Genomic DNA, 21184 nt, shown 5'->3' with positions numbered 1-21184 from the left:
GGCATGAACCACCGCGACGAAGCGCGCGACTTCCTCTCCAGCCGTCGCGCCCGCATCACCCCCGAGCAAGCCGGCGTCGAGACCTTCGGCACCCGGCGCCGCGTGACCGGGCTGCGCCGAGAAGAGGTCGCCCGCCTCGCCGGCGTCAGCATCGACTACTACACGCGACTCGAGCGGGGGAAACTGCAGGGCGTCTCCGAGAGCGTGCTCGACGCCATCGGCCGCGCCCTGCAGCTCGACCCCGCCGAGCAGGAGCACCTGCGCGACCTCGCGCAGCACCAGAACGAGACCCCGCGTCGCGCCGGTCGTGTCGTGCCCGTCGCCGCCGTCCGACCCGAGCTGCAGTACCTGCTCGACGTCGTCACGGACGCCCCGGCGATGATCGTCAACAACCGCCAGGACATCGTCGCCGCCAACGCGCTCGGCTTCGCGATGCACTCGGACCTGGTCGCGGCACCGGCGCGGCCGATGAACTTCTCGCGCTTCATCTTCCTCGACCCGCAGGCGCGGAACTTCTACCAGGACTGGCAGCGGGCGGCGCACACGAACGTCGCGATCCTGCGGCGCGAAGCGGGCCGGACGCCGAACGACAAGGACCTCGCCGCGCTGATCGGCGAGCTGTCGATGCGGAGCGACGACTTCCGCGAACTCTGGGCAGCGCACGACGTCCGACGCCACTACGCCGGCGTGAAGTCGTTCCGGCACGGCGTCGTCGGACCGCTCGAGCTGCACTTCCAGACCCTCGAACTCGCCGAGGACCCGGGGCTCGCGTTGACGATCTACCCGGCGACGCCGGGCAGTCCGACGGCCGACGCCCTGCGGGTGCTGGCCTCGTGGGCGGCGACCGAGGGCATCGCGGAGCGGGCCCGTCAGCTCGCCTGATGCGGTGGTCGCGGCCACTGACAGCCGGGAGGCGCGGTGCCAGCCGGCACCGCGCCTCCCGGCCGTGACGTGGTCGCGTCGCACGAGCGCACCAAGTGTCCACAGCCACGACGAGGAAGGGCGCATCCAGCATGAACGACACCGACTCCGTCCGGACGGTCCTCCCCGCGCCGTCGGCCGGGGGCCTCGGCCGACTGCGGTTCCGGCTGCGCGCCGAGCAGGAGATCCACGAGCTCACCCGCGATCGCGAGCTCGAGGAACGGGTCCGTGCCGAGGCGGCAGTGCGGCTCGCGCCCGGCCCCTGGCACCTGGGGGAGTTGTTCCGGCGTCGATGAGCGGAGAGGGGGGAGGACAGCACCTGTCACCGGACGAGGTGCAGGGCGCCGTCGCTGCCCACCCGTGAACTCCTGACCCTCGCGCTGCTCGCGGCGCTCGGCGGGGCCGACGCACAGGTGCAGGGGCACGTGGCCGGCAACCTGAACGTCGGGAACACCCGCCAGCAGATGCTGGACGTCCTGACCGTGCTCGTCCCGCTCATCGGCTACCCGCGCACGTTGAACGCCCTGGCCGCCCTGAACGAGGGAGCACCCGCAGCATGACCACGGACCACTCGATGTCGACGGGCCGGACCCTGCTGTTCGCCGTCGCCGGGGGAGCGGCGGTGGGCAACCTGTACTGGTCGCAGCCGCTGCTCGACGACATCGCATCGTCGCTCGGCACCTCGGCGTCGCTCGCCGGGCTGCTCGTCACGCTGACCCAGGTCGGCTACGCCCTCGGCATCCTGCTCGTGGTGCCGCTCGGGGACGTCCTCGACCGCCGACGCCTCATCCCCTGGGTGCTCGTCGCCTCGGCCGTCGCGCTGCTGCTCGCCGCGATCGCGCCGAGCTTCGCGACGCTCCTGGTCGCCCTCGCGCTGGTCGGGCTCACCACGGTCGCCGGGCAGCTCCTCATCCCGCTGGCCGGGGACCTCGCCGACCCCGCGCAGCGCGGACGCGTGGTCGGCACGATCGCGTCCGGTGTGCTCACCGGCATCCTGGTGTCGCGGACGATCAGCGGCCTGGTCGCGGACGCGTTCGGGTGGCGCGCGATCTACGTGTTCGCCGCCGTCGTCGCCCTCGTCCTCGCGGTGCTGCTGCGCCGAGCCATCCCGCAGCTCGAAGCCCGCGGCAAGGTGCCGTACCCGCAGCTCATCCTGTCGGTGTTCCGTGCCGTCCGGACCCACCGGACCGTGCAGGTCACGCTGGTGATCAGCTCGTCGGTGTTCGCCGTGTTCACGATGTTCTGGACCGCGCTGACGTTCCTGCTGAGCAGCGACCCCTACGACTTCTCCACCAGCAGCATCGGGTTGGTCGGGCTGGTGGGGCTCGCGGGTGCCGTGGCGGCGCAGCGGGTCGGGCGACTGCACGACCGGGGGCTGTCGGTACCCGTCACCGGGGGAGCGATCGTGCTCCTGCTCGTCTCCCTGGTCGTCGCCGGGGTCGGTGCGCACTCGATCGTCGTGGTGCTGCTCGCCGTGCTGCTGCTCGACGTCGCGGTGCAGGCGGCGAACGTGCTCAACCAGACCCGGCTCTTCTCGGTCGACCCGGCCGCGCGGAGCCGGCTCAACACGGCGTTCGTCACCTCGAACTTCATCGGCGGTGCGCTCGGTTCGGCGCTGGCGTCGGTGCTGTGGAACGCCGGGGGCTGGACGGCGGTCACGATCGGCGCCGCGGTGTCGGCGGGGTTCGCCGCGACGGTCTGGGTCGTGCACCGGAACCGCGGCCTCGTGGTCGAGCCGGACCGGACCTGACCGCGGGGCTCAGCGGACCAGGGGGTTCGTGACCTCGAGCTCGCCGTGGTCGACGAGCCAGCGCACGGCGTCCAGCACGGTCTCCTCGGCGGTGAACGCCGGTGCGTAGCCGAGCAGACGACTCGCCTTCTCGGTACTGAACAGCTGGCTGCGGGACAGGTGCTCCCAGCTGGCGTCAGCGTGTTCCGGAGCCGTGGTCTCGCGGAACCGGTCCCAGGTGACGGAGTCGAGCCGGGCCTCCTGGCCGAACCACGACGCTGCCAGGTGGGCGTACCCGCGCACGGTGAGCGCCGTCGGAGCCGTGACGAAGAAGTCCTCGCCCGCCGCCGCATCGCGGTGCTCGACCGCGAGCTGGAACGCCTGCGCGACGTCGTCGGCGTGCACGTGGGCCATCGTCTCGGCGCCGAGACCGGGGACCTCGAGCGGTTCGCCGGCGGACAGCTTCGTCAGCACCGAGGGGTCGAGGTTGCCGAGCGGACCGATCGGGGTCCAGCCCGGACCGCTGATGTGACCGGGGTGCAGCGACGTCGTGACCAAACCGCCTGAGGCAGTTTCTTCCTTGAGCATCCGGGCGATCGCGTCCTTCTGGACGCCGTAGTCGCCGAACGGTGGGGTGGCGTTCTGCTCGGTGATCGGCAGCACGTGCGAGACACCGGCGCGCCAGATCGAGCCGCAGTGCACCAGGTGCGTGCCGGTGCCACGGAGCGCGTCGACCAGCGCTGCGGCCGAGGACTCGGTGAAGCAGACGAGGTCGACGACGGCGTCGGCACCGAGCACGGCGATGCGGCTGCCGAAGGTGCCGTCGCGGTCCTCCTGCTCGCGGTCGGCGGTGATCCGCTCGACCTGCTGCCACTCCGGGGCGTCGGCGTACGGGGTGCTCGTGCCGCGCGTGACGGCGACGACGCGGTGACCCGAGCGGACGAGGCGGGGGACGAGGAACGACCCGATGTGGCCGGTGGCTCCGATGACGACGATGTGCATGAGGGCCACCGTAGGCCGAGGCGTGCGGATCGTGAGCAGGAACGGTCGGGTGCGGCGGTGCGACCCGACCGTTCCTGCTCACGAAGCGCGCACGCTGCGAGCGCGGCGAGCGCGACGCCCGCGGCGAGCAAGCGCGGCACGCCGGGTCACGCTCAGTCGGCGGTGATGACCTTCACGGAGCCGGCGATGGCCGCGGCGTCCTCGGCGAGCGCGACGACGGGGTCGGGCAGGCCCGCACCCCCGAGGGCCTTGCGCGCACCCCAGCCGACGAAGCTGCCGACCAGGGCACCGACGCCACCGAGGATCGCGCCCTCGATGCGCAGGTCACGCTTGCCGGTGGTGCCGAGGGCGGCGCCGGCCAGGGCACCGGACGCGACACGTCCGAGCAGCGCGGAGGGGGCGATGCGGTTCGGGGTCTTCGGCAGCTTGTCGCCGATGAGCTCACCGACGGCGGAGGCGACGAGCAGGCCGCGGCCGACCGGGGTGCTGAAGACCTTCCACTGCTGCCACGAACCCTTCAGCGAGGACCGGTCGTGGTTCAGTGCGAGGACGGCGAGCGGGGTGGCGCTCCGGCCGCCGCTCATGATGCCGAGGACCAGGGTGCGGACCAGGGTGTGCTGCTCGTGCTGCTTGCTCATCGTGACTCCTGTCGTGTTGCCCCCGACGGTACGCACGGTGACCTCGGGTGTTCCGAGCATCGCGAGCATCGCGAGCGATCGCCGGGCGGACGTCCGGCGTTCCCCGGGCACGGAGCCGCCCCGAGTAGCGTCCGGCGCATGAGCAACGTCATCGTCCTCGGCGGCCACGGCAAGGTCGCACTCCTCGCCACCCGCATCCTGTCCGAGCGCGGACACACGGTCACCTCCGTCATCCGGAACGCCGACCAGTCCGACGAGATCCGGGCGCACGGCGGCGAACCGCACGTCGCGGACATCCAGCAGCAGTCCCTGAACGACTTCGCCGAACTGGTCCGCGGGCACGACGCCGTGGTGTGGTCGGCCGGCGCCGGTGGCGGTTCCGTCGACCGGACCTGGGCCATCGACCGCGACGCTGCGGTGCTGTCGATCCAGGGGGCGAAGCAGGCCGGCGTCGACCGCTACGTGATGGTGTCGTGGTCCGGCTCACAGCTCGACCACGGGATCCCGCAGGACCAGGACTTCTTCGCGTACGCGCAGTCGAAGATGATCGCCGACGCCGTGCTCCGCGACTCGGGGCTGCAGTGGACGATCGTCGCCCCGAGCACCCTCACCGACGACGAGCCGACCGGCTCCGTCGACTGGGACGGTTCGCCGACCCAGGTGCCGCGCGGTGACGTGGCGCACGTGGTCGCCGACGTCGTCGAGAACCCCGGCACGGCAGGCAACACCTTCCGGTTCAACACGGGGTCGACCCCGGTGGCGGAGTTCCTGCGCGCCGACGCGGTCTGACCAGGACCGAAAGACCCACGGACGAACGGGGTCGCGGCGGTCCTCCCGCCGCGCCCCGTCCCTCTGTCAGGAGTGAGCCGAGCTGCCCGTCGTGTCGCCGCGGCACTCAGGCCATCTGCGCGTAGAAGCGCTCCGGTGCATCGGCGAGTGACGCCTTCACCATCCGGCTCCAGTCGTCGACCAGCACCTCTGCCACGCCGCGCTCCACACCGTCGAGTGCCGCACGGGCCACGTCCGTCGGGTCCGTCTTCGGGCCGTCGTAATCGCCCATCATGTCGGTGTCGGCCGCACCGAGGTGGAGTCCCTGCACGCTGATGCCCCGGTCGGCCAGCTCCAGGCGGACGGCGTTCGTCATGTTCCACTCGGCCGCCTTCGCCGCGGCGTAGCCACCGGCGCCGGGTGCCGCGAACCACGACAGTGCCGACAGCACGTTGACGATCGCGCCGCCGCCGTTGTGCTCGATCACCGGCGCGAAGGCGCGGATCATCGACAGGCTGCCCCAGAAGTGCGTGTCCATGGCCTTCCGGACGATGGTCAGGTCGTCGGTCACCAGGGATCCCTGCGTGGAGATGCCGGCGTTGTTCACGAGCAGCGTCACGTCGCCCGCGGCGGCGGCCACCGCGTCGACCGAGGCCTGGTCGGTGATGTCGAGGGGCAGCGCGACGACGCCCTCGACGTCGACGAGTTCGGGGCGGCGTGCGGTCGCGTAGACCTTCGACGCGCCGCGCTCCAGCAGCTCCAGGGCGAAGCGGCGTCCGATGCCGCGGTTCGAGCCGGTGACGAGTGCGACCGATCCAGCGATGTCCATGGTGTCTCCTCCTGCCGCGCGGGTGTCTCCTGCAGCGGCTCGGCTACGCTAAGACCTCACATCCATGTCAGGGGCAAGCCCGGATCGGAGCACACATGCGCATCGGAGACCTCGCCGCCGCGACCAGCGTCAGCGTCCGCTCGCTGCGGTACTACGAGGAGCAGGGACTGCTCACTGCGTCGCGTACCGCGAGCGGGCAGCGGATCTACACGGACGCAGCCGTCGAGCGGGTCCAGCTCGTGCAGCAGCTGTTCGCCGCCGGGCTCGCGAGCCGCACGATCGTGCAGCTGCTGCCCTGCGTCGACCGTGGGGAGTCGACGCCGGAGTCGTTCGCGCTGCTCATCGGAGAGCGGAATCGGATCACCGCGCAGCTGGCCGAGCTCGAGGCCGTCCGGGGGCGGCTCGACCAGGTCATCGCGATCACCGAGCACCCCACCGCCGAACACTGCCCGGCGCTGCGTGACCGGCCTGCTGAGCCGGTCGCGGCCTGAGACGCGGCACCGGGACGGACTGGAGGCGCGGGACCGACCCGACCCGCGCCTCCAGTCACTCAGGTGGTCGCGGACAGGGCCGCTGCCACGGCCTGTTCCTGTCGCGAGTGCGCAGCGAACGCGTCGGCGACCGGGTTGCGGCGACGGTCGAGACCGCCGGCGCCGTCCTCGACGAGGTCGAAGAGGCCCATCGTGAGCAGGTGCTCCTGGCGTGGGGCGTCCGTGTGCCGCCAGGTCCACTCGTACATGTCGAACAGCGGCCACCAGGTGTAGCCGACGACCGGCACCCCCTCGTCGCGGAGCTCCCGCACGGCCGTGACCGAGGCGTCCAGCCAGCCGATGCGCTCCTCGACCGAACCGGTGACGCACGTCTCCGTGAGCATGACCGGGGCACCGTAGCGCTCGGCGTAGGTGGTGAGCACGTCGCGGAGCCCCTCGACGCCGGTGTCCTCGTAGGGCCGCGGGTCGGCGAACCCGCCGCCGTGGTGCACCCCCGCCTCGAACACCTCGGTGGAGTGCAGCGGGTAGTAGTTGACGCCCATCACGTCGGGCCGGACCGCGTGCTGCCGGAACCAGTCGAGGTCGGCGTCGGTGACGCCCCCCGAACGCAGCCGACCGACCAGGGGGTGCGCGTCGTCGACGCCCCCGGTGACCAGGTCCTCGACCAAGAACGTCTGGGCGCGCAGGCGGGCGACCGTGTCGCGGTGTTCCGGGGCGTCGACGTCGCCCACGTACCGGATGCCGGCGTCCACGTGCACGAAGGTGGCGGCGTCTCCGAGTTCGCGGGTGATCGCGTGCTGCGTCGAGACGAACCCCTTCGCCAGGGCGGACGCGATCCGGGCCGACCCCTCGGCGCCGGTCAGGTACGGGGGCCAGTACCCGTACTCACCCGAGAACAGGGCGTGGATGACCGGCTCGTTGACGGGCGTGTAGTCGGTGGCGACGTCGCCGTACCGCGCCGCGAACCGGGCGGCGTACTCGGTGACGTGCGCCGGGTAGTCGGGGTGGGCGAACTGCCCGTCGAGCCAGAGCGGTGTGCCGTAGTGCAGCAGGTCGACCACGGGCCGCAGGCCGGTCTCGCGGAACCGCGCCATGACGCCGTCCACCCACGACCAGTCCCAGACGCCGGGCTCGGGGGCGACCCGGTACCAGGGGACACCCCAGCGCAGGAGCTCGGCGCCGACGTCGACCGCCAGCCCGAGGTCGGCGGCGTACTGCCGGTAGTGGTCGGTCAGCTCGTACTCGTCGATGGGCCGTTCGCCCGGTCGGGCCTGCGGGACGAAGGTGTCCTCGATGCCCAGGGCGAAGTGCAGCCTGCCGTCGTCGGACCAGTGCATGGTGTCTCGTTTCGTGGTGGGCACGGCCGCTCCGGGCTCGTGCGGTGTCGTCGTCACTTGAGCCCGGTGCTGGCGACGCTCTCGATGAAGCGGCGTTGCACGAGCAGGAACATGACGGCGAGGGGCAGCACGGCGATCAGGGCGCCGGCCATCATCACGCCCTGCGGGATGATCCCGCCGGGCCCGGTCAGCAGGGTGAGGCCGGACGTGATGGTCCCCATGTCCTGGTCGGTGGTGAACACCAGCGGCCAGAGCAGGTCGTTCCAGTTGTTGACGAAGGTGAAGATGCCGAGGGTGAGCAGGGCGGGGACCGCGTTCGGCAGGACGACGCTCCGGAAGATCCGCCACTCCGAGGCCCCGTCGATCCGCGCCGCGTTGTCCAGGTCGCGGGGGAGCGACACGAAGAACTGACGCAGGAAGAAGATCCCGAAGGCGTCGGCCGCCCGCGGCGCGATCAGCCCCGCGAACGTGTTCACCCACCCGAGGTCGGACACCAGTTGGTAGATCGGGATGAGCGTCGCCTGGAAGGGGATCATCAGGCTGGCGACGATCACGATGAGCAGCACCTTGCTGCCCCGGAAGTCGAGCCGCGCCAGGGCGTAGGCGGCGAGCGAGTCGAACGCCAGCGCGAACACCGTCACACCGCCGGCGAAGGCGAAGCTGTTCAGGATGAGCCGCCCGAACGGCAGCTGCGTGAAGATCGCCCGGAAGTTGTCGAGCGTCCAGGTGTGCGGGAACAGCGTCGGCGGGTAGGCGTTGACCTCGCTCGCCGGCTTGAACGCGGTGAACACGATCACGAGGACGGGGAGCAGCACCGCCAGGGTCACGACGACCACGGCGGCGAAGCCGAGCCACCGCATCGACGGCTGTCGACGAGCCACCGTGCTGCGTCGGACGACGGTCGCGGGACGGGGGAGCGCGGTCATGATGCGGTGTCCTCTCCGCGCTTCCCGAAGAACAGGAACTGCACGAGGCTGAGCAGCAGGGTCGCGATGAGGAGCACGTACGCCAGGGCGCTCGCGAACCCGAGGTCGAGGTCCTTGAAGCCGGACTGGTAGATCTGCATGACGATCGTCTCGGTCGACCGGTACGGGCCACCGCCGGTCAGGACGTAGATCTGGTCGAACGCCTGCAGCGCGGCGATGAGGGCGACGATCACGACGAACGCCATCGTGTTGCTCAGCATCGGGAAGGTGACGTTCGCGAACCGCTGGCGGCTGTTCGCCCCGTCCAGCTGCGCGGCCTCGTACAGGCTCGTGGGGATCTCCTGCAGCCCGGCCAGGAAGATCACCATGTAGAAGCCGAAGTTCTTCCACACGGCCACGAGCACCACGGTGGGCATCGCGAGCGTCGGGTCCTGCAGCACGTTGCCGAGCCGGATGCCGACGAGCTGCAGCCAGTGGTTCAGCAGGCCGATCTGCGGGTCGAGCAGGTACGACCACGCGAACGCGGCGACGGCCAAGGACACGATGAACGGCAGGAACAACGCCGACCGGAAGAACCCGCGGAACGGCAGGGCCGGGTGGTTCAGCACGAGGGCGAGCACCAGGGCGACGACGATCGCGACGGGGGTGAAGAGCACCGAGTAGAGCGCGGTGTTGCCGATGGACCGCAGGACGTCGGGGTCGGTGAAGACCCGGACGTAGTTCGCGAACCCGATGAACGACGGGTCGCCGAACCCGCTGGCGTCGGTGAACGACAGCTGGAGCGCCGAGAGCATCGGCCAGAGCACGAACGCCCCGAGGATGACGATCGCGGGTGCGAGGAACCCGACGATGGTGGCGCGGCGGCGGAACGTGCCGTTCAGGGGCGATCGTCCGCCGAGTTGGCCCGGTGGTCGGTACCGACGGCGTCGGCCGAGTTGCTGCGTGGTCACGAGGGTCCTCCGAGGGCCGCTGCTGCTACTTCAGGGCCGACTGCACGTCGGCGTCGGCGGTGGCGAGGAGCGATTCGGGGTTCCCGCCGGCCATCGCCTTCTGGGTCGCGGTGTCCACGGCGGTGAGCACGTCAGCGCTGTCGACCACACCGGGCAGGAGCGGGATCGTGGTGCCCGGCAGCCCGGTGAGCGTCGCGACCGTCGGGTTCTCGTCGACGTCGGCGGCGGTGACGTCGGTGCGGAGCGGCGGCCAGCCCGAGCCGAGGGCCCACTTCGTCGCGACGGACTGCTCGTTGAAGTAGCGCAGGAACCGCTCGGCTGCGGCCTGCTTCGCGTCGTCGGTCTGGGCCGTCACACCGAGCGAGATGCCGATGGCCGAGGCCACCTGTGCTTCGGGGCCCGCAGGGATCGCGGCGATGCCGTAGTCGATGTCCGAGGCCTCGGCGACGCCGGCCATCCAGGGACCGCCGATCTCCATGGCGGTCTTGCCGGCCGTGAAGAGCTTGTCCGCAGCGATGCCGTCGACACCGGTCGGCGAGATCTTGTCGTCGCGCACCGCCTTCGCCCAGTACTCGAGCGTCTCGGCGTTCGCGGCGGAGTCGATGGTGGACTTCGTACCCGCCTCGTTCGTGATCGATCCGCCGTTGCCGGCGAACAGGCTCGGCCAGATACCGTTGCCGACGGTCTGGTGGTCCGGCAGCACGAGCCCGTACTGCTCGGGGGTGCCGTCGCCGTTCTCGTCCTTCGTGAGCTTCTTCGCGTCGGCGACCCACTCGTCCCAGGTGGTCGGGAAGGAGTCGATGCCGGCCGCTGCGAACAGCTTCTTGTTGTAGATCACGGAGAGCGGGACGAACCCGCTCGGCACCCCGTACTCCTTGCCGTTAACCCGCTCCATCGCGACGGCCTGTTCCTTCAGGTCCCCGGTGTTGTTGGCGTCGTCGGCGTAGAAGTCGCTGAGGTCGACCAGCGCCTTCTTCTGGGCGTAGACCGGCAGCCGGTCGGAGGTCATCGCGACGAGGTCCGGGCCCTTCTTCGCGGACAGGGCGGGGAGCATCGTGTCGTCGATCACGGCCCAGGTCTTCGTCTGGGTCGTGATGGTGACCTTGTCCTGCGAGGCGTTGAAGTCCTTGACGATGCCGTCCAGGACCTTGCCGTCGGCCTCGGTGTAGCCGTGCCAGAACGTCAGGTCGACGTGACCGCCGTCACCCGACGACCCGGGGGAGCCGGCGCACCCGGCGAGGGAGAGCGACGCCGCTGCTGCGAGCGCGACGACCGCGATGTGCTTCTTCATCGAAAACCTGCCATCCGTCCGGCACGTCGGTGTGCGGACCTCGTCCATCCCGGATTTACACCGGTGTAAATGTGGACAGTAGCCGGTGCTCGACCGCCCGGTCAAGGGGTCGGGGAGCACCCGTGGTCACCGGGTCAGGCAGAGACCGAGCGCAACGGTCCGGACGACGCCCGGACGACGAGCGCGTGCGGCGAGCGCAGCACCCCCGGTGTCGCCGGGGCACCCTCCTCGAGCTGGGCGACGAGCACCCCGACCGCCGTCGCCGCGACGCGGTCCAGGTCGGCCGACACCGTGGTCAGCGCCGGGGTCGAGTACGCCGACTCCTCGATGTCGTCGAACCCGACGACCGCGACGTCGTCCGGCACGGTCCGGCCCGCGAGCTGCAGGGCACTCATCGCCCCGAGCGCCAGCGCGTCGTTGCAGCAGACGATCCCGTCGACCGGCACGCCGGCGTCGAGGAGTTGGCGTGCAGCCGCCGCCCCCTCGGCCCGGTGCCACAGCGCGGTCGGCACCACCCGCTCGGGCGCGAACGGCACGCCGTGGCCGTCGAGCGCCTCGCGGTATCCCCGCAGTCGCTCCTGCGCCGTGCGCACGGGGCCCGACGGATCGGACCCGATGAACGCGATCGACCGGCGACCGGCGTCGAGCAGGTGCGCGGTCGCGTCCCGCAGCGCGTCCGCGTTCGACATGGCGATGAACGGAACGGGGGCGTCCGGGATCGGCTCACCGAGCACGACCAGGGGGAACTTCACCTCGAGCGCGCCGGCGTCGCTCGGCCGGACGGTCAGCGGGCTGTAGATGATGCCGTCGATCGAGTGCTCGCGCATCCGGGTGATCGCGTCCGCCTCGCGCACGCCGCTCGCGGTCTGCTCGATGAGCACCGTGTAGCCCACGGCTCCGGCAGCGCGGATGACGGCGTCGGCGAGTTCGGCGAAGTACGCCTGCCGCAGTTCCGGCACCGCGAGCCCCAGCACCTTGGAGCGTCCGGCGCGGAAGTTCCGGGCCGAGACGTTGAGTTCGTAGCCGAGCTCGTCGACGGCGGCCATCACACGGTCGCGCGTGCGGACGGAGACGTGTTCGTAGCCGGACAGCACGTTCGAGACGGTCTTCTTCGAGACACCTGCCACGGCGGCGACGTCGCTCATCGTGGGCGGAGAGCGGTGCCCCTGCGCCATCGGGCGCCCCCTCTCACGTGCGGACTGTGTTCGGCAGGAACCTACCGCACCAGCGTGGTGCGGACCGGACGGGAGGCCCGTGGCGGGCCCGCCACGGGCCTCCCGCTCAGGCTCGGTCGGCCCGTCCAGGGCCCCGCTCAGTCCGCCAGGAACCGCAGGACCGCGAGCACCCGCCGGTTCTCGTTCGGCGTCGCCTCGAGCCCGAGCTTGGTGAAGACCGCGGTGACGTGCTTCTCGACGGTCCCGCCGGACAGGAACAGCGTGTCCGCGATCGCGGCGTTCGACCGGCCCTCGGCCATCAGGCGCAGCACGTCGGTCTCGCGGGCGGTCAGCGAGTCGAGCGGACCGCTCGTGGTACGCGGCGCCTGGACCAGTGCGGCCGCCACCTCGGGGTCGAGCACGACGTTGCCCGCGGCGACCTGGTGCAGTGAGTCGATGAAGGTACCGACCTCGGCGACCTGGTCCTTGAGCAGATACCCGACGCCGACCGTTGCGACGTCGAGCAGCGCCCGCGCCCACTGCGCCTCGGCGTACTGCGAGAACAGGAGCACCCCGACGTCGGGCCGGACGTCCTTCACCCGCACGGCCGCACGGACGCCCTCGTCGGTGTGGGTCGGCGGCATCCGGATGTCCATCACCACGACGTCGACCGCACCGTGCGCGACGGCGGCCACCGCAGCGTCGCCGTCCGACACCGGCACGACCTCGTGCCCGCGACCGCGCAGCAGGGACGTCAGCCCCTCGCGCACGATCGTGTTGTCGTCGGCGACGACGATCCTCACCGTTCGGCTCCGCTCGGCATGTGCAGCCGGATACGGGTCGGGCCACCGGCGGGGCTGTCCACCTGCAGGTCACCGTCCACGGCGCGCAGCCGTTCCAGCACGCCGGCCAGGCCGGTGCCGTGACCGTCGGGGGTGCCGAGGGCGACGTGTGCCCCACCGTGGCCGTCGTCCTCGACCTCGACGAGCAGGTCGGTGCCGAGCATGCCGACCCGGACGGCGGTGGTCGAGGCGCCGGCGTGCTTCGACACGTTCGTCAGCAGCTCGAGCACCCCGAAGTACGCGATGCCCTCGACGACGCGGGACGGCCGGACGGGCAGGTCGACCGACAGCGCGACGGGGAACGGGGTGCGGGAGCACGCCGAGGTCAGCGCGGCCTCGAGCCCCTCGTCGAGGACGGGCGGGTGGATGCCGCGGGCCAGGGCGCGGAGCTCGACCAGGGCCTCCTTCGTCGACGCGTGCGCCCGGTCGACCAGCGCGGTGACCGCGTCCGGGTCGGCGCCGGTCTGCAGGCGGTCGCGGGCGTCGCCGAGGGTCATCGCCAGGCCGACGAGCCGGGCCTGGGTGCCGTCGTGCAGCTCCCGCTCGATGCGGCGCAGGGTGGTGTCGGCGTCGAGCACGGCGGCGTCGCGCGAGGCCGTGACCTGGCGGAGCCGCAGGTCACGTGCGGTGGCACCGAGCAAGGCGCGGATGACCACACGCTGCAGCGCCGCGAGCCCGTGGTTCACCGCGGGCCAGAGGAACAGCACGATGAGCAGGCCGAACACCGCGAACGCGGCCTGCATCGGCGGGGTGTCGACGTACACGCCGAGGAACTGCGCACCGCTGTGGAGCTCGCCGTCCGCGCCCCGCTGCGCCGGCAGGAAGTGCCCCCACGCCGCGTGGGTCATCGCGCCCAGGCCGCTGACGAGCACCGCGGTCGAGACGGCGAACGTGGTGGTGGTCAGCACGAACCCCGCGAGCAGGTACGCGAACGCCCGCCACGTGGGGCCGTCCGACAGCCGGGCGAACGCGGTGCCGAGCGGCGTCGAGCCCGCTCGGGGCGGTGCCGGGGCGACGACGGCCTGCCCGAGCAGCGCGGCGGACATCCGGCGGGTGACCGCGGCGAACCAGTGCGACCCACCGAGCAGGAACGCGGCGACGACCAGGCCGACCCAGGTCAGCGACACCGGGATGCCGACGGCCAGCACCACGACGAACCAGGCCAGGGCGGCGATCGCGATCGGCAGGTGCGCGGCGTGGAACGCGAAGGCCCGCCACGTACTGCCGTCGGCGACGGCGCGGAACGGTCGGAACCGGGGGACGGTGGTGGGTTCGCCCGGGGTGGCGACGGCGGTGTACATGCGGACCTCTTCGTGTCGGTGACGAGCTTATTGCCCGGCACCAGCCTCGCCGTGGAGGTCCGCCCGCACACCGGTGCTGCCCCCCCGTGGTCGGTGGGGAAACCCCGCGATCGTCGTCAGCCGGGTCCGGTCAGGCGCCGGTCTGCTCCGTCGGTGCGGCCACGGCCTTCGACTGGCTCGACCCTCGTTGCCGCAGGGACACGGTGGCGATCACCATCACCGAGATGACCAGGAACTCCGACTGCCAGTTCTGCATCGACTCGAACCAGAACTGGCTCGTGCCCAGGTAGCCCCACGCCGAGACGACACCGCCGCCGTGCTCGAGCTGCTCCTCGTTGTAGGCCGCCGCACCACCGATCAGGTGCCCCACCACACTGCCGAGGAACAGCACCGCGAACAGGATGAGCAGGGAGTTCTCGTACAGCACGAGCACGATCCCGCCCCGGCGCACCGGCCACGGAGCCTTCGGGTCGTCGGCGTGCTCCCGTGGGTCCTCGTCCTGCGGGCTCTCCTCGTCCAGCGGCTCGGACTCGCTCGACCCCTTCTGGAACAGGAACACCGTGAACACGATGTACGCGCCCATCTGCAGGAACTCGCTCTCCCAGTTCTCGAACGTGGCCTCGGCGAAGTCGCCGCTCGTCAGGAAGCCCCAGAGCGACTCGGCCACCTCGCCGTGCTGGAGCGCGTCCGCCACGGACACCCGCCACCCGGCGAACACCATGCCGATGAAGCACACGACGAAGACGGCGACGTTCGCGAGGAGCAGGCCGTGCCGTCGCACGCGCTGCCACCCGCCCGATCCGTTGAGCAGGCCGAGGGTCACCGGGTCCTCCGTTCGTCGTGTCGAGGCCATCCTGGTCCGGACACGACGAACGCCTTCGCAGGGCCGTCCTGGCCGGATCGCGCTGGTGCGCCACCCCGTTCCGGACACCTTTCGCAGCCCGGCTGTCCGACTTTCGCCGTCCGGCCCCGGTTCGTCCACGGCCACCGGGGAGCACGACCTACCGTCGATCCCACCCCGATCGACAGGACCGCCGGCGAGGACGCAGAGAGGAACGGACCCGAGCGATGACCACCACGACCACCTTCACCACCGACACCGCACTCGCCCCGAAGCACGCCCACACCGCCGTGGCCCGCCGTGCACGCTGCGTCTCCGAGCGCAGCCCCTTCACCGAGATCCGCGAACAGGCGCGGCTCCGGACGCTCATGGTCGCCGCGACCGCGACCGGGATCGTCTCGGTCACCGCCACGACATCCGCGGCCGTCGTCGTGATCGGCCTCGGCGCATGATCCCCGTGGCCCACCCCTCCGACGACGACGCGATGGACGAACTCCGGGCACAGCCCTTCGAGTGGCGCCGCCGCGGCCTGATGCCCCCCATCGAACTCGAGGCGCTCATCGCCCGGCGGCTGTCCGGCGTGGTGCGGGGCGTCCCGGCTGATCCGACGTACGCGGACTTCTTCGTCGCAGCGTGAGCGCCGTCACCCTCGTGGCCTAACCGACCGTCTCGTCCGGAGCGCCGGTCGGGTTCGGAGCGCTCGACACCGTCCGCCACCGGCACGACGAGTGGATGCGCGGACTGCTGGCGCACGAGGCCGCCCTCGACGACCCCCGGGACCGGCTGCTCGCCGTGTTCACCCACCTGGAGCACCGTCTCGTGGCCGACGGGCACCGCGCGTGGTCCGGCGCGGCCCACGGCGGAGCTGGAGCCGCCGCCGACGGAACCGACCTCAGCGACCTGCTGCACGACCAGCTGCGGCAGGTCGAGGCACACGTCGCCGAACGCTGCGCTGCGGCCGCGTTGCCGGTGCACCTCGGCCAGGCGCTCACCCTGCTGCTCCACGGAGCGCACGTCGAGGCGACCGTCCACCGCTCGGTGCAACCGGTCCGCACGGCCCGGACCGCCGCGGCGATGTTGCTCGCGGTGCACGAGGGTGACGCCCTGTTCTGACCGCATCTGGACAATCGCGCGATGGGCCCGAACCGGGGTGTGAAACTACTGCTCGAGCGACATGAACGACGACACCGAGCAGCCCGCGCGTATCCGGGTCGACGAGCAGGGCACGGACCTCGCAGCTGCGAAGCAGACCCTCGCGACCGCGTACGACGGCATCGAGTGGCACGCCGACACCACGGGCGACGGGTTCGACTACCGGTACACGGCGGCCGGCGACGGCACGATGACACTCCGCGCCGTGCGCTTCGGTGGACGCCTGACGGGTGAGATGCCCGCCGGTGACGACTTCGTCGTCCAGTGGATCACCCGCGGGCTCGGCGTCCTGGGCGACGGCGGCTCCGCCATCCACCTCGTGCCGGGGCGCCCGCAGATGTGGCCGAACGAGGCGTTCCCGTTCCGCTTCGAGGACTACGACCAGCGGCTCGTCCAGGTGAACCGCAGCGCCGTCGAGGGAGTCGCAGCCGAGCGTGGCCTGTCGCTCCGCCGCTTCGACCACACCGCCCAGATCGACGACGCGGCGATCCGGCAGTGGCGGCAGACGGTCCAGCTCATCTCCGCGACGACCCTGGACCGACAGGCGTCCCCGCTGCTGCAGGCCGAGATGGGCCGGCTGGCCGCGGTGTCCCTGCTCGAGCTGTACCCCCGCGCCACCGCCGGCCTGCCGCACGAACTCCTGCTCCCGCAGCACCGTCGGATCCGGCAGGTCGTCGAGTACGTCCACGAGCACGCGCACCTGCCGATCACCAGCACCGACCTGGCCGAGATGGCGCACCTCAGCCTCCGCGCCCTGCAGGCCGCCTTCCAGCGGCTGCTCGGCATGTCGCCGAACGCCTACATCCGCTCGGTGCGGCTCGACCGCATCCGGACCGAACTGCTGGCGTCCGACCCGGCCACCACGAACGTCGCCGACGTCGCCCGCTACTGGGGCTTCGCCCACGCCGGCCGGTTCTCCGCCGCGTACGCCGACCGGCACGGCGAGTACCCGAGCGAGACGCTCCGACGCTCCTGACGGCGGTGCGCGCGACTCAGAGCGTGACGCCGGTGGCAGTCGCGAGCGCGTCGAGCAGTTCGGTGCGGAACCGCTGGTCGGCGACCGCCGGGTGCGGTTCCTGCTGCTCCCCGTGGAACCAGTAACCGCCCGTCACGGTTTGATCGGGGTCGGTCGCGAGCGTCTCCTGCGTGCGGTGTCCCAGCTCGAAGTCGTCCGGAGCGCCGGCCCCGCCCATCTTGGTCGCCACCCAGCCCGGGTCGACGGCGTTGCTCAGCACGCCCGGGCGTCGGAGCGGCACCTCGGCGGCGAGCGCCGTCACGAACAGCTTCGTGTCGGAGTACGAGTTCGTCTCCGAAGCGCCGGTCCAGTCGACGGTGTCCAGGCGCGGGCGGCCGCCCCGGTGCATCCCGCTGCTCAGGTACACGTGCCGCTTCGGGGCCTGCAGCAACGCGGTGAACAGGTAGGGCGCCACGACGTTGACGGGCACCAGGGAACGGCCCGAGATCACGCCGGCGTTGTGCACGACGGCGTCGAGCGGGGTGCCGGCGTCGAGTTCCCGAGCGGTGGCGATCACGGCGTCGCGGTCCGCCAGGTCGGCGACGACGAGTCCGGCGCCGCGCTCCACCAGGTCGGCGACCGCCTCGGCGCGGGCCCGGTTGCGAGCGTGGACGACGACGTCGTGTCCGCTGCGGAGCAGCGAGTCGGCGGTTCCCCGCCCGAGGCCGTCGGTGGATCCGGTGACGAGGATGCGTGCCATCCGCCCATCATGCGCCCGACGGCTGCGGCGGGTCCGGCAGGTGGACCGGCAACGGGCGGACGGGAGGCGCGGTGCGGGCCCGCCACGGGCCTCCCGGCTGTTCACGGCTCCCCGTCACACCTCTGCACATTGCGGCCCGCTGGTCCTGTACGTTTCCTGCGTAGACATCCCCTGACCAGAGAGGACGCGGCGCCATGAGTGACGGCACGCCCCAGTACAACCAGCAGAACCCGAACCCCTACGCCGCCGGCGGGCAGCCCTACGGCGCTCCGATGCAGCCGTCGTCCGACCGCTTCAACGTCATGGCGATCGTCGGGTTCGTCCTGGCGTTCGTGGTGAACATCGCCGGCCTCGTGGTCTCGATCATCGCGCTCTCGCAGATCAAGAAGACCGGGGAGCGTGGCCGCGGCCTCGCCCTCGCCGGCGTCATCATCAGCGCCCTGTCGCTCGTGTTCGGCATCATCTGGATCATCTTCGTGGTCGCGGTCCTCGCGAACGCCCCCACCAGCACCACGGGCGGGTACTGACGCCCACCAGCACCACACCGGAGGCCCGTGGCAGCTCGCCACGGGCCTCCGGTGTGTTCGAGGCTGGTTCCTGAGTCCTGGCCTCAGCCGATGACGCCGGTGTGCTCCAGCACGATGTTCAGGCCGATCAGGATCAGGACGACGCCACCCGCGATCTCCGCCGGCTTGCCGAACCGGGCGCCGACCCGGCGACCGACGACCACCCCGACGAACGACAGCACCGCGGTCGTGATCCCGATGAGCAGCACCGCGCCGCCGATCGACACGGGCAGGAACGCCAGGGTGACCCCGACCGCCAGGGCATCGACGCTGGTCGCGACCGCCAGCACGAGCAACTGGCGGATGGGCAGCCGGTCGGTGTCCTGCTCGGTGTCCTCGTGCGTCGAGAACGCTTCCCACAGCATCTTCCCGCCGACCAGGGCGAGCAGCCCGAACGCGATCCAGTGGTCGAAGGCCGCGATGTCCTGCGCGAACGCGGACCCGAGCAGCCAGCCGAGCAACGGCATCACCGCCTGGAACACCCCGAACGTGAGCGCGATCACGATCGCGTGCCGCACGTCGAAGCGCTTCATGTGCAGGCCCTTGCCGAGGGCGACGGCGAAGGCGTCTGCGGAGACGCCGAGCGCGATGAGGAAGAGGGCCCAGAACGACATGGGGGCGGCGCCTTTCGAGACGGTCGGACGGAGACGCCGACGTCTCAGGACCTGACGATCCTGGCATGGTCCACGGGACGAAAAGGCCTGATCAGCGGGATTCGTCGCCCCGAATCCGCGGGTTGGTGGGCCCGGTCCGCCAACCCGGCCCACGTCGTCGACGCCACCAGAGACGGCCTGGAGGCCCGGGGCGGGCACGGCCACGGGCCTCCCGTCCGGCAGGCAGCCCTGTCAGGAACCGGCGGCCGCGTGCGCGGCCACCTGGCTGGCCGTCAGTTCGGTGCCGTAGACGGCGGCGTACCGCATCGACCCGGTGAAGTACGGGTTGCTCGTGGAACCCGGCCACCCGCTGACGACGTCGTAGCCGACGCGGAAGTACCCGGTGAAGTTCTCGGGGCTCTTGAAGGCCGCGTTCGACGCCACGAGCGTGCCGTCGACGTACAGGCGCATGCCGTTGGTGGGCGACATCGTCGCCACCGTGTGGTGCCAGACGCCGTCGGTGTAGGCCTTCGGCGAGGTGAGTACCTGCGTGGTGCCGCTGTACGTGCCGAACGCGAGCTGGCCGCTGGTGGTCAGGTAGAGCTTCCGATCGTGCTGGCCCGACGCACCGGTCTGGCTGCTGCCGAAGCCGATGAGCATGCCACCGGCGACCGTGGTGCGGAACCAGACCTCCTCGCTGAAGGTCGTGGGGTTGGCGTACGAGCGCGGGGTGGAGACGTAGCTCGTGGACCCGTTGAGCGCGTAGGCGCTGCCGCTGTCACGCGGGCAGGCGTTCGGGCTCGGCGTGGTCGCGGTCATGGTGCCCTGGTAGGTGCCGTTCGCAGCACGACCGGACCAGTCGGTGGCCGTCCGCGAACCCGAGGCCTCGGTCAGGCGGTACGCGAACAGGGCGTTCGCGGTGTCGGCGCCGACGGCGCCCGTGCACGTGAAGTAGGGCGCGGTCGCCGCGGTGTTCGCGCTGTTGGTCACGCGTGCGCTGTACGCCGAGCGGGTCGGGGCGAACTGGTTCAGCAGGACGACGACGGCCAGGGCGACCACGAGGAGGACGGCGACGACGCGGCCGTCGCGCAGGCGGCGGAGGATCACGAGGGACGCACCGTCTCGACGCGGCCGACCGCCAGGCACGCCACGAGCGGCACGAGGCACACGGCGATCAACGCGACCCAGCCCAGGGGATCGAGGTCGATGTTCGACATGAGCTGGTAGTGCCCGTTCTTCGTCAGCTCGTGGATGACGACCCGGCCCATCTCGCCGTCGACCAGGTGGACGCTGTTCCCGCCGTGGGCGTCGACGCGGACCGGGAAGATCCCCGACGAGATCACGGTGGCCTCGACCCCCGTCGGGCTCGAGGTGTTCGTGATCGTCGTCACGTTGACGAACGGCTTGAACACGAACGCCGCGTACGAGACGGTGAGGGCGCTGCCCGCGATCCGGAGACAGGAACGGGTCACCCGGTCGGTGAACGCGCTGGTCAGGGTCAGGATGATCAGCGTGCCGATGAGCAGGATCGGCGCGGCGCGGAGCAGCCAGCCGATGCGGGGGACCAGGAGCGCGGGGGTGCCGATGACGTCGGCCTGGGTGAGCGTCCACGGGTCGGTCGCGCCGTTGACGTCACCGCGGGTGTGGAGCCCGCCGTCCGCGTCGATCGAGACGATGCGGTGCGTGTAGACGACGTCCGGGTTGGCGGAGGTCTCGAACGAGACGATGTCGCCGACGCTGAGCGTGGCGACGTCCACCGGCAGGTCGAGCACGAGGGTGCCGACGGGGGCGGCTTCGCCCATCGAGGGGGTCTCGACGACGAACCAGCGGCCGCCCGCGGAGAGGAACAGGACGGCGGCGGTGAGGAGCAGTGCGGCGACCGCGGCGACCGACCAGGCGAGGACCGTCTCAGAGCGGGTGACCTGACGGCCGCGGAGGACCGGGCGGTCGAGCATCCCGCTGAGCGGGATCGCTGCGGTCTGGCTCATGGGCTCTGCTCCGGGAGGTCGTGGTGGGGCTGGTGGTGGGGCTGGTGGTGGGGCTGGTCGTGCTGGTCTTGCTGGACTTGCTGGGGTGGGTGGTGTTGCGGGGGGGGGCGACGCTCGGCCGGAGGGGGGTCGGCCGAGCGTCGCCGGTCT

26 protein-coding genes are annotated in these 21184 nt (G+C 71.4%); 11 read left to right on the top strand and 15 right to left on the bottom strand.

All coding sequences use genetic code 11. From position 1 onward, the window contains the following. The first annotated feature begins 3 nt into the window (after nt 1-3). The 4 genes from DEJ27_RS15215 (at nt 4) to DEJ27_RS15200 (ending at nt 2671) form a co-directional block, all read left to right on the top strand. Nucleotides 4-882: a helix-turn-helix transcriptional regulator gene (locus tag DEJ27_RS15215; protein WP_111091336.1), complete on the top strand. Its 879-nt coding sequence runs from the start codon at nt 4-6 to the stop codon at nt 880-882. Nucleotides 883-1013: 131 nt separating this feature from the next. After that, entirely contained in the window at nt 1014-1217 is a 204-nt protein-coding gene (locus DEJ27_RS15210) for a hypothetical protein (protein WP_110862935.1), read from the top strand. Between the two features lie 54 nt (nt 1218-1271). After that, the gene (locus DEJ27_RS15205) at nt 1272-1481 is read left to right on the top strand and encodes a carboxymuconolactone decarboxylase family protein (RefSeq protein WP_111091335.1); all 210 of its coding nucleotides are present in this window, start codon (nt 1272-1274) and stop codon (nt 1479-1481) included. Continuing rightward, nucleotides 1478-2671 carry an MFS transporter gene (locus tag DEJ27_RS15200; RefSeq protein ID WP_111091334.1) on the top strand — a complete coding sequence of 398 codons (1194 nt, stop codon included), beginning with the start codon at nt 1478-1480 and terminating at the stop codon, nt 2669-2671. The genes DEJ27_RS15205 and DEJ27_RS15200 overlap by 4 nt, the downstream gene beginning before the upstream one ends. A gap of 9 nt (nt 2672-2680) precedes the next feature. On the opposite strand, the gene DEJ27_RS15195 is transcribed toward DEJ27_RS15200, so the two are convergent. Beyond that, nucleotides 2681-3652, bottom strand: coding sequence for an NAD(P)-dependent oxidoreductase (locus tag DEJ27_RS15195; RefSeq protein WP_111091333.1), 972 nt, complete (start codon nt 3650-3652; stop codon nt 2681-2683). A gap of 152 nt (nt 3653-3804) precedes the next feature. Continuing rightward, the gene (locus DEJ27_RS15190; protein WP_181430173.1) at nt 3805-4290 is read right to left on the bottom strand and encodes a DUF4126 family protein; all 486 of its coding nucleotides are present in this window, start codon (nt 4288-4290) and stop codon (nt 3805-3807) included. Between the two features lie 138 nt (nt 4291-4428). Here DEJ27_RS15190 and DEJ27_RS15185 point away from each other — a divergent pair, with 138 nt between their 5' ends. Further along, a complete protein-coding gene (locus DEJ27_RS15185) occupies nt 4429-5079 on the top strand; it encodes an NAD(P)H-binding protein (protein ID WP_111091331.1) in 651 nt (216 codons plus the stop codon). A gap of 106 nt (nt 5080-5185) precedes the next feature. Here DEJ27_RS15185 and DEJ27_RS15180 read toward each other — a convergent pair whose 3' ends face one another. Beyond that, on the bottom strand, nt 5186-5887 hold the full coding sequence (locus tag DEJ27_RS15180) for an SDR family oxidoreductase (RefSeq protein WP_111091330.1): 702 nt from the start codon (nt 5885-5887) through the stop codon (nt 5186-5188). Between the two features lie 95 nt (nt 5888-5982). Between DEJ27_RS15180 and DEJ27_RS15175 the strand changes: the two genes are divergently transcribed. Continuing rightward, nucleotides 5983-6378: a MerR family transcriptional regulator gene (locus DEJ27_RS15175; protein ID WP_110862941.1), complete on the top strand. Its 396-nt coding sequence runs from the start codon at nt 5983-5985 to the stop codon at nt 6376-6378. 59 nt (nt 6379-6437) lie between these two features. Here DEJ27_RS15175 and DEJ27_RS15170 read toward each other — a convergent pair whose 3' ends face one another. The 8 genes from DEJ27_RS15170 to DEJ27_RS15135 form a co-directional block, all read right to left on the bottom strand. After that, the gene (locus DEJ27_RS15170; RefSeq protein WP_111091329.1) at nt 6438-7715 is read right to left on the bottom strand and encodes a family 1 glycosylhydrolase; all 1278 of its coding nucleotides are present in this window, start codon (nt 7713-7715) and stop codon (nt 6438-6440) included. A gap of 53 nt (nt 7716-7768) precedes the next feature. Then, nucleotides 7769-8641: a carbohydrate ABC transporter permease gene (locus DEJ27_RS15165; RefSeq protein ID WP_111091328.1), complete on the bottom strand. Its 873-nt coding sequence runs from the start codon at nt 8639-8641 to the stop codon at nt 7769-7771. After that, on the bottom strand, nt 8638-9591 hold the full coding sequence (locus DEJ27_RS15160; RefSeq protein ID WP_110862926.1) for a carbohydrate ABC transporter permease: 954 nt from the start codon (nt 9589-9591) through the stop codon (nt 8638-8640). Before DEJ27_RS15160 ends, DEJ27_RS15165 begins: the two co-directional genes overlap by 4 nt. 25 nt (nt 9592-9616) lie before the next feature. Beyond that, nucleotides 9617-10882: an ABC transporter substrate-binding protein gene (locus DEJ27_RS15155; RefSeq protein WP_111091327.1), complete on the bottom strand. Its 1266-nt coding sequence runs from the start codon at nt 10880-10882 to the stop codon at nt 9617-9619. A gap of 134 nt (nt 10883-11016) precedes the next feature. Then, entirely contained in the window at nt 11017-12027 is a 1011-nt protein-coding gene (locus tag DEJ27_RS15150; RefSeq protein WP_111091326.1) for a LacI family DNA-binding transcriptional regulator, read from the bottom strand. 167 nt (nt 12028-12194) lie between these two features. After that, nucleotides 12195-12839, bottom strand: a complete 645-nt coding sequence (locus tag DEJ27_RS15145) for a response regulator transcription factor (RefSeq protein WP_110862923.1) — start codon at nt 12837-12839, stop codon at nt 12195-12197. Beyond that, the gene (locus DEJ27_RS15140; protein WP_111091325.1) at nt 12836-14179 is read right to left on the bottom strand and encodes a sensor histidine kinase; all 1344 of its coding nucleotides are present in this window, start codon (nt 14177-14179) and stop codon (nt 12836-12838) included. The genes DEJ27_RS15145 and DEJ27_RS15140 overlap by 4 nt, the downstream gene beginning before the upstream one ends. A 130-nt stretch (nt 14180-14309) precedes the next feature. Continuing rightward, on the bottom strand, nt 14310-15002 hold the full coding sequence (locus DEJ27_RS15135) for a DUF6766 family protein (protein ID WP_258370038.1): 693 nt from the start codon (nt 15000-15002) through the stop codon (nt 14310-14312). Between the two features lie 245 nt (nt 15003-15247). Here DEJ27_RS15135 and DEJ27_RS15130 point away from each other — a divergent pair, with 245 nt between their 5' ends. The 4 genes from DEJ27_RS15130 (at nt 15248) to DEJ27_RS15115 (ending at nt 17148) form a co-directional block, all read left to right on the top strand. After that, the gene (locus tag DEJ27_RS15130; protein ID WP_111091324.1) at nt 15248-15472 is read left to right on the top strand and encodes a hypothetical protein; all 225 of its coding nucleotides are present in this window, start codon (nt 15248-15250) and stop codon (nt 15470-15472) included. A 5-nt stretch (nt 15473-15477) separates the two neighbouring features. Then, the gene (locus DEJ27_RS15125) at nt 15478-15657 is read left to right on the top strand and encodes a hypothetical protein (protein ID WP_111191851.1); all 180 of its coding nucleotides are present in this window, start codon (nt 15478-15480) and stop codon (nt 15655-15657) included. Between the two features lie 95 nt (nt 15658-15752). Next, nucleotides 15753-16133, top strand: coding sequence for a hypothetical protein (locus tag DEJ27_RS15120; protein WP_111091322.1), 381 nt, complete (start codon nt 15753-15755; stop codon nt 16131-16133). Between the two features lie 61 nt (nt 16134-16194). Next, nucleotides 16195-17148: an AraC family transcriptional regulator gene (locus tag DEJ27_RS15115; RefSeq protein ID WP_110862918.1), complete on the top strand. Its 954-nt coding sequence runs from the start codon at nt 16195-16197 to the stop codon at nt 17146-17148. Nucleotides 17149-17164: 16 nt separating this feature from the next. Here DEJ27_RS15115 and DEJ27_RS15110 read toward each other — a convergent pair whose 3' ends face one another. Then, nucleotides 17165-17887: an SDR family NAD(P)-dependent oxidoreductase gene (locus tag DEJ27_RS15110; protein WP_110862917.1), complete on the bottom strand. Its 723-nt coding sequence runs from the start codon at nt 17885-17887 to the stop codon at nt 17165-17167. A gap of 194 nt (nt 17888-18081) precedes the next feature. On the opposite strand from DEJ27_RS15110, the gene DEJ27_RS15105 reads away from it, so the two are divergent. Beyond that, nucleotides 18082-18414: a DUF4190 domain-containing protein gene (locus DEJ27_RS15105; RefSeq protein WP_110862916.1), complete on the top strand. Its 333-nt coding sequence runs from the start codon at nt 18082-18084 to the stop codon at nt 18412-18414. Between the two features lie 83 nt (nt 18415-18497). Here DEJ27_RS15105 and DEJ27_RS15100 read toward each other — a convergent pair whose 3' ends face one another. From DEJ27_RS15100 to DEJ27_RS15090, 3 genes are all read right to left on the bottom strand, one after another. Continuing rightward, nucleotides 18498-19067, bottom strand: a complete 570-nt coding sequence (locus DEJ27_RS15100) for a manganese efflux pump MntP family protein (protein WP_110862915.1) — start codon at nt 19065-19067, stop codon at nt 18498-18500. A gap of 231 nt (nt 19068-19298) precedes the next feature. Continuing rightward, nucleotides 19299-20153 carry a LamG domain-containing protein gene (locus DEJ27_RS15095; protein WP_110862914.1) on the bottom strand — a complete coding sequence of 285 codons (855 nt, stop codon included), beginning with the start codon at nt 20151-20153 and terminating at the stop codon, nt 19299-19301. Next, on the bottom strand, nt 20150-21034 hold the full coding sequence (locus DEJ27_RS15090; protein ID WP_111091321.1) for a S26 family signal peptidase: 885 nt from the start codon (nt 21032-21034) through the stop codon (nt 20150-20152). Before DEJ27_RS15090 ends, DEJ27_RS15095 begins: the two co-directional genes overlap by 4 nt. Between the last annotated feature and the right edge of the window lie 150 nt (nt 21035-21184).

Source organism: Curtobacterium sp. MCPF17_018 (genome assembly GCF_003234135.1).
Lineage (GTDB): Bacteria > Actinomycetota > Actinomycetes > Actinomycetales > Microbacteriaceae > Curtobacterium > Curtobacterium flaccumfaciens.
This window is presented reverse-complemented; position numbering and strand designations above follow the sequence as displayed.